The sequence below is a fragment of the Pseudomonas sp. MOIL14HWK12:I1 genome, assembly GCF_000510705.1.
Classification (GTDB): domain Bacteria; phylum Pseudomonadota; class Gammaproteobacteria; order Pseudomonadales; family Pseudomonadaceae; genus Chryseomonas; species Chryseomonas oryzihabitans.
In genome coordinates this window covers 45,316-56,612 of record NZ_AZNY01000006.1, presented here as the reverse complement: position 1 = coordinate 56,612, position 11,297 = coordinate 45,316, and the positions used below count along the sequence as shown (strand labels likewise).

At 65.2% G+C, this 11,297-nt stretch carries 14 protein-coding genes; 9 read left to right on the top strand and 5 right to left on the bottom strand.

The window, feature by feature from the left end:
• The 5 genes from murC (at window position 1) to lpxC (ending at window position 5,856) form a co-directional block, all read left to right on the top strand.
• Window positions 1–1,416 (top strand): UDP-N-acetylmuramate--L-alanine ligase, encoded by a 1,416-nt coding sequence (gene murC, locus PSEK12I1_RS0104305; RefSeq protein WP_007162053.1) that lies wholly within the window; start codon window positions 1–3, stop codon window positions 1,414–1,416.
• A 65-nt stretch (window positions 1,417–1,481) separates the two neighbouring features.
• Window positions 1,482–2,336: a cell division protein FtsQ/DivIB gene (locus PSEK12I1_RS0104300; protein ID WP_007162052.1), complete on the top strand. Its 855-nt coding sequence runs from the start codon at window positions 1,482–1,484 to the stop codon at window positions 2,334–2,336.
• Between the two features lie 16 nt (window positions 2,337–2,352).
• Window positions 2,353–3,597: a cell division protein FtsA gene (gene ftsA, locus PSEK12I1_RS0104295; RefSeq protein WP_007162051.1), complete on the top strand. Its 1,245-nt coding sequence runs from the start codon at window positions 2,353–2,355 to the stop codon at window positions 3,595–3,597.
• 53 nt (window positions 3,598–3,650) lie between these two features.
• Window positions 3,651–4,832, top strand: coding sequence for a cell division protein FtsZ (ftsZ, locus tag PSEK12I1_RS0104290; RefSeq protein ID WP_007162050.1), 1,182 nt, complete (start codon window positions 3,651–3,653; stop codon window positions 4,830–4,832).
• 109 nt (window positions 4,833–4,941) lie between these two features.
• On the top strand, window positions 4,942–5,856 hold the full coding sequence (lpxC, locus tag PSEK12I1_RS0104285) for a UDP-3-O-acyl-N-acetylglucosamine deacetylase (RefSeq protein WP_007162049.1): 915 nt from the start codon (window positions 4,942–4,944) through the stop codon (window positions 5,854–5,856).
• 59 nt (window positions 5,857–5,915) lie between these two features.
• Here lpxC and PSEK12I1_RS0104280 read toward each other — a convergent pair whose 3' ends face one another.
• The 4 genes from PSEK12I1_RS0104280 to PSEK12I1_RS0104265 all read right to left on the bottom strand — a co-directional run bounded on the left by PSEK12I1_RS0104280 (window position 5,916) and on the right by PSEK12I1_RS0104265 (window position 7,912).
• Entirely contained in the window at window positions 5,916–6,254 is a 339-nt protein-coding gene (locus PSEK12I1_RS0104280; RefSeq protein ID WP_027600275.1) for a HopJ type III effector protein, read from the bottom strand.
• Window positions 6,251–6,544 (bottom strand): DUF1244 domain-containing protein, encoded by a 294-nt coding sequence (locus tag PSEK12I1_RS0104275; protein ID WP_007162047.1) that lies wholly within the window; start codon window positions 6,542–6,544, stop codon window positions 6,251–6,253. The genes PSEK12I1_RS0104280 and PSEK12I1_RS0104275 overlap by 4 nt, the downstream gene beginning before the upstream one ends.
• Window positions 6,545–6,559: 15 nt before the next feature.
• Window positions 6,560–7,258, bottom strand: a complete 699-nt coding sequence (gene folM, locus PSEK12I1_RS0104270; protein WP_027600781.1) for a dihydromonapterin reductase — start codon at window positions 7,256–7,258, stop codon at window positions 6,560–6,562.
• Window positions 7,259–7,354: 96 nt separating this feature from the next.
• On the bottom strand, window positions 7,355–7,912 hold the full coding sequence (locus PSEK12I1_RS0104265; protein WP_007162045.1) for an antibiotic biosynthesis monooxygenase: 558 nt from the start codon (window positions 7,910–7,912) through the stop codon (window positions 7,355–7,357).
• A 220-nt stretch (window positions 7,913–8,132) separates the two neighbouring features.
• On the opposite strand from PSEK12I1_RS0104265, the gene PSEK12I1_RS0104260 reads away from it, so the two are divergent.
• The 3 genes from PSEK12I1_RS0104260 (at window position 8,133) to PSEK12I1_RS0104250 (ending at window position 9,759) form a co-directional block, all read left to right on the top strand.
• Window positions 8,133–8,582, top strand: a complete 450-nt coding sequence (locus PSEK12I1_RS0104260) for a flavodoxin (protein WP_027600780.1) — start codon at window positions 8,133–8,135, stop codon at window positions 8,580–8,582.
• A 123-nt stretch (window positions 8,583–8,705) separates the two neighbouring features.
• Window positions 8,706–9,077 (top strand): CidA/LrgA family protein, encoded by a 372-nt coding sequence (locus PSEK12I1_RS0104255; protein ID WP_007162043.1) that lies wholly within the window; start codon window positions 8,706–8,708, stop codon window positions 9,075–9,077.
• Window positions 9,067–9,759 (top strand): LrgB family protein, encoded by a 693-nt coding sequence (locus PSEK12I1_RS0104250; RefSeq protein ID WP_027600779.1) that lies wholly within the window; start codon window positions 9,067–9,069, stop codon window positions 9,757–9,759. The genes PSEK12I1_RS0104255 and PSEK12I1_RS0104250 overlap by 11 nt, the downstream gene beginning before the upstream one ends.
• Here the strand turns inward: PSEK12I1_RS0104250 and PSEK12I1_RS0104245 are convergent.
• Entirely contained in the window at window positions 9,756–10,562 is an 807-nt protein-coding gene (locus PSEK12I1_RS0104245; RefSeq protein WP_027600280.1) for a SirB1 family protein, read from the bottom strand. The genes PSEK12I1_RS0104250 and PSEK12I1_RS0104245 overlap by 4 nt on opposite strands.
• Before the next feature lie 206 nt (window positions 10,563–10,768).
• Between PSEK12I1_RS0104245 and PSEK12I1_RS0104240 the strand changes: the two genes are divergently transcribed.
• The gene (locus PSEK12I1_RS0104240) at window positions 10,769–11,242 is read left to right on the top strand and encodes a phosphate-starvation-inducible protein PsiE (RefSeq protein ID WP_007162040.1); all 474 of its coding nucleotides are present in this window, start codon (window positions 10,769–10,771) and stop codon (window positions 11,240–11,242) included.
• Window positions 11,243–11,297: the final 55 nt, after the last annotated feature.

Sequence of the window (11,297 nt, the reverse complement as noted above, 5' to 3'; positions counted from 1 at the left end):
ATGCGCAGCATTCGACGCATCCACTTCGTCGGGATCGGCGGCGTCGGCATGTGCGGCATCGCCGAGGTGCTGCTGAACCTGGGTTACGAAGTCTCGGGTTCGGACCTCAAGGAGTCCGCGGTGACCGCGCGCCTGCAGCAATTCGGCGCGCGCATCTACATCGGCCATCGCGCCGAGAACCTGGATCAGGTCGATGTGCTGGTGGTGTCCAGCGCCATCAACAGATCCAACCCGGAGGTCTCCGCCGCCCTCGAGCAGCGCATTCCCGTGGTGCCCCGCGCCGAGATGCTCTCCGAGCTGATGCGCTATCGCCACGGCATCGCCGTCGCCGGTACCCATGGCAAGACCACCACCACCAGCCTGATCGCCTCGGTGTTCGCGGCCGAAGGCCTGGACCCGACCTTCGTCATCGGTGGCCGCCTCAATGCCGCCGGCACCAATGCCCAGCTCGGCACCAGCCGCTACCTGATCGCCGAGGCCGACGAGAGCGACGCCAGCTTCCTGCACCTGCAGCCCATGGTCGCCGTGGTCACCAACATCGACGCCGACCACATGAGCACCTACGAGGGTGACTTCAACCGGCTCAAGCGCACCTTCGTCGACTTCCTGCACAACCTGCCGTTCTATGGCCTGGCCGTGCTCTGCGTCGACGATCCGGTGGTGCGCGAGATCATTCCCCAGGTCGCCCGGCCCACCGTCACCTACGGCACCGCCGAAGACGCCGACGTGCGCGCCGTGGACATCCGCCAGGAAGGCATGCGTACCCATTTCACCGTGCTGCGCGAGGGCCGCGCGCCCCTGGCGGTCTCGGTCAACATGCCGGGCGTGCACAACGTGCTCAACGCCCTGGCCACCATCGCCATCGCTACCGACGAAGGCGTCAGCGACGAGGCCATCCTCAATGGCCTGTCCGGCTTCCAGGGGGTAGGGCGGCGCTTCCAGGTGTACGGCGAACTGCCGGTCGCCGGTGGCAGCGTCATGCTGGTGGACGACTACGGCCACCATCCGCGCGAGGTCGCCGCGGTGATCAAGGCCGTGCGCGGCGGCTGGCCCGAGCGCCGGCTGGTGATGGTCTATCAGCCGCACCGTTTCAGCCGTACCCGCGATCTCTACGAAGACTTCGTCCAGGTGCTGGCCGATGCCAACGTCCTGCTGCTGATGGAGGTCTATCCGGCCGGCGAAGAACCCATTCCCGGAGCCGACAGCCGTCAGCTCTGCCACAGCATCCGCCAGCGCGGCCAGCTTGATCCCATCTATGTGGAGCGCGGCAGCAACATCGCCCCGTTGGTCAAGCCGCTGCTGCGCCCAGGCGACATCCTGCTCTGCCAGGGCGCGGGCGACATCGGCGCGCTGGCGCCGCAACTGCTCAAGCACCCGCTGTTCGCCACTGCCGCGACCGCCGGGAGTTCGGCATGAGCCTTCATCCGTACAACCCCTTGCCGGCAACCGCTGTTGCCGGCGCGCACGTGGAGGGCTGAACCTTGGTCGCCACCCTACGTCACAACCAGCCCGGCTTCGGCCGGTCGCGCAACGCCGAGCAGCGGGGCGCCAGTCGCCTGGTCGCCGAAGAGCCGCTGTCGACACGCCTGCCACGCCCGAGCCTGGGGCTGCTCAAGCGCATCCTCTGGCCGTTCCTGCTGCTGGGGCTGGGCTTCGGTACCTACGAAGGTGCCCAGCGCCTGCTGCCCTATGCCGACCGGCCGATCGCCAAGGTCAGCGTCAAGGGCGACCTGTCCTACATCAGCCAGGGGGCGGTGCAGCAGCGCATCGCGCCCTTCGTCGGCACCACCTTCTTCCAGGTCGACCTGGCCGACATGCGCCACGAACTGGAAACCATGCCGTGGATTGCCCACGCCGAGGTGCGCCGCGTCTGGCCGGACGAGATCAGTATCCGCCTGGAAGAGCAGATGCCCATCGCCCGCTGGGGCGACGAGGCGCTGCTGAATAACCAGGGTGAGGCTTTTGCCCCGCAGGATCTGGCCAACTATGACAATCTACCGCGGCTGTACGGCCCCAAGCGGGCCCAGCAGCAGGTAATGCAGCAGTACCAGATGTTCAGCCAGATGCTCCGGCCGCTCGGTTACACCGTGTCGCGCCTGGAAATGCACGAGCGCGGCAGCTGGTACCTCACCACCGGTCAGGGCCTGGAACTGGTGTTCGGCCGCGACCAGCTGGTGGAAAAGATGCGGCGCTTCATGCGCCTGTACGATCAGGTGCTCAAGGCACAGATGGACAATATCGCGCGGATCGATCTGCGTTATCCGAACGGTCTGGCCGTGGCCTGGCGTGATCCCGCTGTCGCCGCCACCCCCGTGACCGAACCGGCCAAGCATTGAGGAGAAGTTTTTTACTATGGCAAGCGTGCAAAGCGGCAAGATGATCGTCGGCCTCGACATCGGCACTTCCAAGGTCGTGGCTCTGGTCGGCGAGGTGTCTTCCGATGGTCAGATCGAGATCGTCGGGATCGGCACCCATCCGTCGCGCGGGCTCAAGAAGGGCGTGGTGGTCAACATCGAATCCACCGTCGCCTCCATCCAGCGGGCCATCGAAGAAGCCCAGCTGATGGCCGGTTGCCGGATCCATTCGGCCTTCGTCGGCATTGCCGGCAATCACATTCGCAGCCTGAATTCCCACGGCATCGTGGCGATCCGCGATCGTGAAGTGAGCCCTGCGGACATCGAGCGGGTGCTCGATGCCGCCCAGGCGGTGGCCATCCCCGCCGACCAGCGCGTGCTGCACACCCTGGCCCAGGACTATGTGATCGACAACCAGGAAGGGGTGCGCGAACCCCTGGGCATGTCCGGCGTCCGCCTGGAAGCCAAGGTTCACGTCGTGACCTGCGCCGTCAACGCCGCGCAGAACATCGAGAAATGTGTTCGTCGTTGCGGCCTGGAAGTCGACGACATCATCCTTGAACAACTGGCGTCGGCCTATTCGGTGCTGACCGACGATGAAAAGGAACTGGGCGTCTGCCTGGTCGACATCGGCGGCGGCACCACCGATATAGCCATCTTTACCGAAGGCGCCATCCGCCATACGGCGGTGATACCTATTGCTGGCGACCAAGTCACAAATGACATTGCCATGGCCTTGAGAACCCCAACGCAATATGCCGAAGAAATCAAGATTCGGTATGCTTGTGCCTTGGCGAAACTGGCTGGACCGGGCGAAACCATCAAGGTGCCCAGCGTGGGTGACCGTCCGCCGCGAGAATTGTCGCGTCAGGCCCTCGCGGAAGTGGTCGAGCCCCGTTACGATGAGCTATTCACACTGGTGCAAGCGGAACTGCGCCGCAGTGGTTACGAGGATCTGATCCCCGCTGGGATCGTACTCACCGGTGGTACCGCGAAGATGGAAGGCGCGGTCGAGCTGGCGGAAGAGATTTTCCATATGCCGGTACGCCTGGGGGTGCCCCAGACGGTCAAGGGTCTGACTGACGTGATCAGCAACCCGATCTATTCCACAGGCGTCGGCCTGTTGCTCTATGGCCTGCAAAAGCAGACCGATCCCTTGCCGGTTGTTTCTGGCGGATATAGCAGCGAAACCAAATCCACAGTCCTGGAACGCATGAAGCGTTGGGTCCAGGGCAACTTGTAATTCACAATTAAACCGCGGCAGTAGGCGAAGATCCGAAAGGAAGAGAGGGGACCATGTTCGAACTCGTAGACAACATTCCACAAAGCGCCGTGATCAAAGTCATCGGCGTGGGCGGTGGCGGTGGCAACGCCGTCAACCACATGGTCAAAAGCGGTGTTGAAGGCGTCGAATTCATCTGTGCAAATACCGACGCCCAGGCCCTGAAGAACGTCACATCCCGTACCGTGCTGCAACTCGGCCCGGGCGTCACCAAGGGTCTTGGTGCCGGCACCAACCCGGAAATCGGCCGCCAGGCGGCCATGGAAGATCGTGAGCGCATCGCCGAAGTCCTCGAAGGCGCCGACATGGTCTTCATCACCACCGGCATGGGCGGTGGCACCGGTACCGGTGCGGCGCCGATCATCGCTGAAGTGGCCAAGGAAATGGGTATCCTGACCGTTGCCGTGGTCACCCGTCCGTTCCCCTTCGAAGGCCGCAAGCGCATGCAGGTCGCCGACGAAGGCATTCGCTCCCTGTCCGAATGCGTCGACTCGCTGATCACCATCCCCAACGAGAAGCTGCTGACCATTCTGGGCAAGGACGCCAGCCTGCTGGCCGCCTTCGCCAAGGCTGACGACGTCCTCGCCGGCGCCGTCCGTGGTATCTCCGACATCATGCAGCGTCCCGGCCTGATGAACGTCGACTTCGCCGACGTCAAGACCGTGATGGGCGAGATGGGCATGGCCATGATGGGTACCGGCCACGCCAGCGGTCCGAACCGTGCGCGCGAAGCCACCGAAGCCGCCATCCGCAACCCGCTGCTGGAAGACGTCAACCTGCACGGCGCCCGCGGCATCCTGGTCAACATCACCGCCGGCCTGGATCTGTCCCTGGGCGAATACGCCGCCGTCGGCGAGATCATCGAGGACTTCGCGTCCGAGCACGCCACCGTCAAGGTCGGCGCCGTGATCGATCCGGAAATGCGCGACGAGCTGCACGTCACCGTGGTCGCCACCGGCCTGGGTGCGCGCATCGAGAAGCCGGTCAAGGTGGTGGACAACACTGCCCAGACCCTGGCCGCGGCCCGTCAGGAAACCGCTCCGGTCAACTACGACGACCTCAAGTACCCGACCTCGATGCGCTCCGGTCGTGGCAGCCAGAATCATGGCGGCTCGGCAGCGGCGACCAAGGTCAATCCCAACGACGACCTGGATTACCTGGACATCCCGGCCTTCCTGCGTCGTCAGGCTGATTGATCGGGTATATCACAAGCCAGGGTGTGATTAGTGGGCATCGATTTTCGCTTCTGCTATCATCGCGACTTCGTTGAACACCATTCGCACCCTGCGACCGAGCGGCCCTGGCATGATTAGACAACGCACCCTCAAGAACACCATTCGCGCCACTGGCGTTGGCCTGCATTCCGGGGAAAAGGTTTACCTGACCCTGAAGCCGGCGCCGGTCGACACGGGGATCGTGTTCCGTCGCACCGATCTCGATCCGGTCGTGGAAATCCCGGCCTGGGCCGAGAACGTGGGTGAAACCACCATGTCGACCAACCTGTTCAGCGACACCGGCGTCAAGGTCGGTACCGTTGAACACCTGCTGTCGGCCATGGCCGGTCTGGGTATCGACAATGCCTACGTCGAGCTGTCCGCAGTCGAAGTGCCGATCATGGACGGCAGTGCCGGTCCCTTCGTTTTCCTGATCCAGTCCGCCGGTCTGCAGGAACAGGAAGCGGCCAAGCAGTTCATCCGTATCAAGCGTGAAGTGACCGTCGTCGACGGTGACAAGCGCGCCACCTTTGTGCCCTTCGACGGCTTCAAGGTGACCTTCGAAATAGATTTCGATCACCCGGTGGTCAACAACCGTACCCAGAAGGCCTCGGTGGACTTCTCGAGCACCTCCTTCCTCAAGGAAGTCAGCCGTGCCCGTACCTTCGGCTTCATGCGCGACCTGGAATTCCTGCGTTCGCACAACCTGGCCCTGGGCGGCAGCGTCGACAACGCCATCGTGGTGGACGAGAAGGGTGTGATCAACGAAGACGGTCTTCGTTACGAAGACGAATTCGTCAAGCACAAGATCCTCGACGCCATCGGCGACCTGTACCTGCTCGGCAAGAGCCTCATCGGCGAATTCCGTGGCTACAAGTCCGGTCATGCCATGAACAATCGCCTGCTGCGTGCGCTGCTGGCCGATCGTGATGCCTGGGAAGTGGTGACCTTCGAAGATTCCGGTCTGGCGCCGATTTCCTACATGAGACCTGCGGCTGCCGTCTGAGTCCGGTCCAAGAAAAAGCCCTGCATCCGCAGGGCTTTTTTTATGGCCGCTGAAAAGGCCTAGCGACGCGCCAGGGGCTCGCCCTGGAAGCTCACTCCGGCCAGGCCGTGGGCGATAAGGGCGCGAATGTTGGCGTGGTCGCTGCCCTCGGGGGTCTGCAGCACGCTGCGATAGTGCTCGCCGAAGGCCAGCAGGGCTTCCTGATCGCTCAGACCTTCGAGCTTGGCCAGGCCCAGGGTCTTGCAGGAGCCTTCGTTCTGGCCTGCGGCATTGTCCACCGCGCCGTTGCGAAAGGCGGTGGGCTGGTAGTGGTAGTGCTCGGCGACAAAGGCCAGGGTGTCGGCGAAGGCATGGTCGCCCTGGGCCAGGCGGGCGCGGAAGCTGGCGAGATCGCTCATTTGTTCTGCTGCTCCTGGAAGGCCGCGGCCTGGGCCGGCGAGGCCTCGGTCTGGTACTGGGCTTTCCAGTCGGCGTAGGGCATGCCGTAGACGGCCTCGCGGGCATCGTCCAGGCTCAGCGCCAGGCCCTTGTCGTCGGCCGCGGCCTTGTACCACTTGGACAGGCAGTTGCGGCAGAAGCCGGACAGGTTCATCAGGTCGATGTTCTGCACGTCGGTGCGCTTGCGCAGGTGCTCGACCAGGGTGCGGAAGGCGGCGGCCTCCAGTTCCAGGCGGTCTTGTTCGGTCATGGCTGATTCCTCTTGCTAGCGGCGGCCGTGGCGCAGGTGGCGCCCGCCGTTGACGGTAAAGGTGCTGCCGGTGGCGTACTGGGTCGACAGCAGATAGAGCACGGTATCGACGATGGGATCGGCGCCGGGTTCGAAATCCAGCAGCGCCTTGTCCAGGGTCGCCTGGCGATAGGCCTCGTCGGCGCCTTCCTTGAAGATCAGCAGGCCCGGCGCGATGGTGTTGACCCGGACGGTGGGCGCCAGGGCCTCGGCAAAGGACAGGGTCAGGTTGTGCAGGGCGGCCTTGGTGGCGGCGTAGCCGATGTGGTTGCGGCTGCCGCGGGTGGCGCTGTCGTCGCCGATATGGATGATGTCGGCCCGGGGCGCGGCCAGCAGCAGGTCCTGCAGGCCCAGGTTGAGGTGGTAGGGCGCTTCCAGGTGCAGGCGATAGAGCAGCCGCAGATTATCCAGGCCGTCTTCGGCCCAGACCGAGGCGTTGTGCACGATGCCGCGTAGCGCCGGATGGCGTTCATGCAGCTGTTGCAGCAGGTTTTCGCGCTGCGCCTCTTCCGCCAGATCGACCTGATAGGCCTCGATCTCCAGTTCACGCAAGGGACCGGGATCGTCGCGATAGACGGCGATGACGGGTTGGCCCTCCGCCAGCAGCCGGCGGGTCAAGGCGAGACCGACACGGCGATTGGCGCCAGTGACCAGAAGGGGGAGGGTTGCGGACATGAGGGTACCCGATCCTGATGAGCGAGGCGGCCAGAGGGCTGGCCGCGGCTATTGTACGCATTCGACGCGTCAGGATGCAGGCCGATCCGTGCGAGCCTAGCGGGCGCTGCCTCGCCAGTCGTTGGCCCGCGAGGCGTTGTGCAGCCAGCCCTTCAGCACCCGGGTGATCAGCGGGATGAAGACGCAGACCATCACCGGGGTGAGGATCAGGGTGCTCAGCAGGATGCGCGGCAGCAACGGCAGATGAGCCAGGTAATCGCCGAAGGCGGCATTGAACAGCAGCGAGATGGGAAAGAACGCCAGCCAGACCGCGATGCTCTGCTTCCAGCGTGGCGGAGGCTGCAGGCCGGCGCCGAACCAGTCGTCCATGCCTTGGGCACGCCGTGCCAGGGGTGCTTCGAACAGGCCCTGGCCACGCTCCAGCCAGAGGCGCCGGGTGTCAGAGTGTTCCCAGGCGTCGAGGGTCTGGGGGCAGGCAAAGCGAAAGACGATCTGCACCAGGTTGTCGCCTGGAGGCGGGGTCAGGACCCCCGAACCGAGATAGCCGGGATGCCCGGTGGCCAGGGCTTCGCCTTCGCGCAGCCAGACCAGAAAGGCGTCGTATTGGCCGGCCGCGACGCGCCGCGCGACCATGAGGGTAACAGGCTGATTCATGCTCTAACTCCGGGCGATCGGGCCGGATAGGCCGGATGCCGTCACGCCGCCGGGTAGGCGGACAGGTGGCGAAGACGCCTGGGGTAGCAGGCGGCGCTAGCATAACAAGCCTTGAGACCCTTGGCTGCAGCCGGGGTTGCCAGCGGAGTCGTCTTGCTGACGGAGCGCCAACCCTGGCCGGCCCAGGCATACTGGGCGGGATTCCACGCAAGAGGTCCGTATGAAAGTCGCACTGTTGAATGGCTCGGTCTATGGCACTGCCGAAGATATCGCCCGTCAGGTGAAGGCGCGCCTAAGCGCGGCAGGGCATGAGGTCTGGCACCAGCCCAATGCCGATCTCGCCAGCCTGGAGGCCTTCGCGCCCGAGGCCCTGCTGGCCATCACCTCCACCACCGGCATGGGCGAATTGCCGGCCAACCTGGAATCCCTGTATTTCCAGCTGCGCGATCGGCTGCCGCCCTGGTCCGGACGATCCGGCGCCGTGCTGGCCCTGGGTGATTCCAGCTATGGCGACACCTATTGCGGCGGCGGCGAGCTGATGCAGGAATTGTTCGCCGAACTGGGGCTGCGCGAAGTGCTGCCCATGCTGCGCATCGATGCCAGTGAAACGGTCACGCCGGACGAAGACGCCGAGCGCTGGGTCGCCGAGGTCATCGCCGCCCTGGGCTGATCTTGCCCCGGCAGCAAAGCTGCTTTACCCGCGCGGAGCGCGCCGCCGGGCCCGGTTCGCTGTCCTCGCTCCCTCAGCCTCGGTATCCTTGGCGCCTGTCGAGGATTTGAGAAGGAGCCCTGGGTGAATAGATATCTGCGCCTGGCTCTGGAGCTGTGCGGATTGGGCGCGCTGTGGGGTGTGGGTACCTGGCTGGCCACCTATTTCGCCTTGCCGGTACCAGGCGGGGTGGTGGGGCTGGCCATGCTGCTGGTGCTGCTGGCCGCGCGCATCGTCGAGCCCGAGTGGTTGCAGGGCGGCGTGCGCCTGCTGCTGGGGGAAATGCTGCTGTTCTTCATTCCCGCGCTGCTGAGTCTGCTCGACTACGGTCCGTTGCTGCGGCAAGAGGGTGTGCGCATCCTGCTGGCCATCCTGCTCAGCACCGTGCTGACCATGGTCGCGACCGCCCTTACCGTGGACTGGATGTTTCGCCGGCGAGGGCGTCGTGATGCTTGATCTGCCCGGACTCTTCTGGCTGCTGCTGACGGTGGCGGGCTATGGGGTAAGTAGGCTGCTCTATGCCCGGCTGCGCTGGTATGTGGTCAGTCCGATCATCTTCGTCACGGTGCTGCTCTATGCCGCCACCCTCTGGCAGCAGGTGAGCTATGCCGAGTACGCCCACTACAGCCACTGGCTGATCACCCTGCTGGGGCCGGCGACGGTGGCCTTCGCCGTGCCGATCTGGCAGCAGAGACGCCTGCTGGCGCGCTACTGGCAGGCGTTGCTGGCCGGCCTCTGCGTCGGCAGTGGCGTGGCCATTGGCAGTTCCTGGCTGCTGGCCCGGCTGCTGCTGCTCGATGACCGGGTGCTGCTGTCCATGCTGCCGCGCTCCATCAGCACCCCCTTTGCCATGCCGATGTCCGCCACCGTGGGAGGCGTCCCCGAGCTGACCGCGGCCTTCGTGATGATCACCGGCCTGGGGGGCGCCATCCTCGGCAGCCTGCTGATCAAGCTGCTGCCGCTCAAGTCGGCCCTGGCCCGCGGTGCCCTGTTCGGCATGGGCGCCCACGGCGTAGGGACCAGCAAGGCCTACGAGGTCGGCCTGGAGGAGGGCACCGTGGCTGGCCTGGTCATGGTGCTGGCCGGCCTGAGCAATCTGCTCGGCGCCCAGCTGGTGCTCTGGCTGCTGCACCGCTAGTGCAGGGTGGCGGACGGCGCGCCCAGTTGCGCCAGCCGCCGCCGCACCTGCTCGCGTTCGGCATCGTCTTCGCTGATCAGCAGGGCGTGCTGCAGGTCGTAGCGCTCGGCCTGGGGGCAGTCGAGCTGGCGGTACAGATCGGCGCGCGCCAGGTGATCGATGACTCCGACCGTGCCCAGCTCGATGACCCGCTGGGCATCCTTGAGCGCGGCCAGCGGCTGGTCGCCCTGGCGATGCAATTCCCGCAGATTGCGCGAGAGTCGCTGCATCATCTGCCGCGGACCGAGGGGCGCCAGATAGCTGGCCTGCAGTTGCGCGTTGGGCCCGAACTGATCCACCAGCAGTTGGCGGCAGTCGTTCATGTACAGGCGACGACCGCCGAAGGGTTCGAGCAGATGATCCGCGCCTGGCACGCGCAAGAGGAAATGTCCGGGAAAGCCGATACCCTGCAGGTCGATCTCCAGGCGCCGGGCCAGTTCCAGAGCCACCAGGGCGATCGACAGCGGCTGGCCGCGTCGCCGCGCCAGGACCTCGTCGAGCAGGGCAGCCGTAGGGTTCAGGGGCCACTCGGCCGCGCGAAAACCGGCATCGCACAGCTGCCGCAACAAGGCCTGGGCCCGCTCGGCGTGACTAGCATCGCCATCCAGGCTGGCGACCAGGCGCAGTGCCAGGTCGTCCAGCGAGTGCAACAGGGCCGGGGGATCGATCTGTTCGTGGTGTTCGGCCGCGATCCACAGGGCGGCTTCCAGCAGCCGGGGATCGGGCCGGTCCAGGCAGGCGAGGCAGGAAAGACGCGCGTCCACGGTAGACTCCAGAGCCCTCGCGGGCTTTTCCTCAGGTTTTAGCCTGCCAGCGCCGGGCCGTCCAGTCTGCGACAGTTGCGCACTGGCCGACGGTCCGGCTTCTCGCTATAAGAGCGACTGACGCCAGGGCAACCTCGAGAACGGGATTCCGGCATGGATCTATCTTCGAGTGGAGGTCTTCACTCTTGCGGAGGGAGCAGCACGCCATGAAATGGGCAGACAACGGTCGCAAACGCATGCACGACGGGGCGAACTCCCTCGGCAACCTGCTGGTGGAAGGCTTCCACTACTTCGGGCTGTTCGCCATTGGCGCGGCCACGGCCTGGGCCTCGGTGCTGGCCTTCCTCGGCATGCTCGACAAGGGCCAGGCGAGCATCGATGACATCCTGCTGCTCTTCATCTACCTGGAGCTGGGTGCCATGGTCGGCATCTACTTCAAGACCAACCACCTGCCGATCCGCTTCCTGCTCTATATCGCCATCACCGCCCTGACCCGCTACCTGATCGGTGACGTCTCTCATCATCGGCCACCGGATGTCGGGCTGCTGTATCTCTGTGGCGGGATCTTCCTGCTGTCGCTTGCGGTGCTGGCGGTCCGCGTCGCCTCGAACAGGTTTCCTTCCAGCAGGGCGCTGGATGCGGCGGGTGATGTGGTGGGCGAGGGCGCGGGCGACAAGTAGCCCGCGGCACCGCTATCCGCTGCGTTCCCGGCAGCGCAGCTGGCCAGGCCAGACG

What these genes read in the sequence shown, in the direction of transcription:
- ftsZ (WP_007162050.1), top strand. Translation starts at nt 3,651, where the DNA reads ATGTTCGAACTCGTAGACAACATTCCACAAAGCGCCGTGATCAAAGTC.
- PSEK12I1_RS0104260 (WP_027600780.1), top strand. Translation starts at nt 8,133, where the DNA reads ATGAAAGTCGCACTGTTGAATGGCTCGGTCTATGGCACTGCCGAAGAT.
- PSEK12I1_RS0104280 (WP_027600275.1), bottom strand. Translation starts at nt 6,254, where the DNA reads ATGAGCGATCTCGCCAGCTTCCGCGCCCGCCTGGCCCAGGGCGACCAT.
- PSEK12I1_RS0104265 (WP_007162045.1), bottom strand. Translation starts at nt 7,912, where the DNA reads ATGAATCAGCCTGTTACCCTCATGGTCGCGCGGCGCGTCGCGGCCGGC.
- lpxC (WP_007162049.1), top strand. Translation starts at nt 4,942, where the DNA reads ATGATTAGACAACGCACCCTCAAGAACACCATTCGCGCCACTGGCGTT.
- PSEK12I1_RS0104240 (WP_007162040.1), top strand. Translation starts at nt 10,769, where the DNA reads ATGAAATGGGCAGACAACGGTCGCAAACGCATGCACGACGGGGCGAAC.
- ftsA (WP_007162051.1), top strand. Translation starts at nt 2,353, where the DNA reads ATGGCAAGCGTGCAAAGCGGCAAGATGATCGTCGGCCTCGACATCGGC.
- murC (WP_007162053.1), top strand. Translation starts at nt 1, where the DNA reads ATGCGCAGCATTCGACGCATCCACTTCGTCGGGATCGGCGGCGTCGGC.
- PSEK12I1_RS0104275 (WP_007162047.1), bottom strand. Translation starts at nt 6,544, where the DNA reads ATGACCGAACAAGACCGCCTGGAACTGGAGGCCGCCGCCTTCCGCACC.
- folM (WP_027600781.1), bottom strand. Translation starts at nt 7,258, where the DNA reads ATGTCCGCAACCCTCCCCCTTCTGGTCACTGGCGCCAATCGCCGTGTC.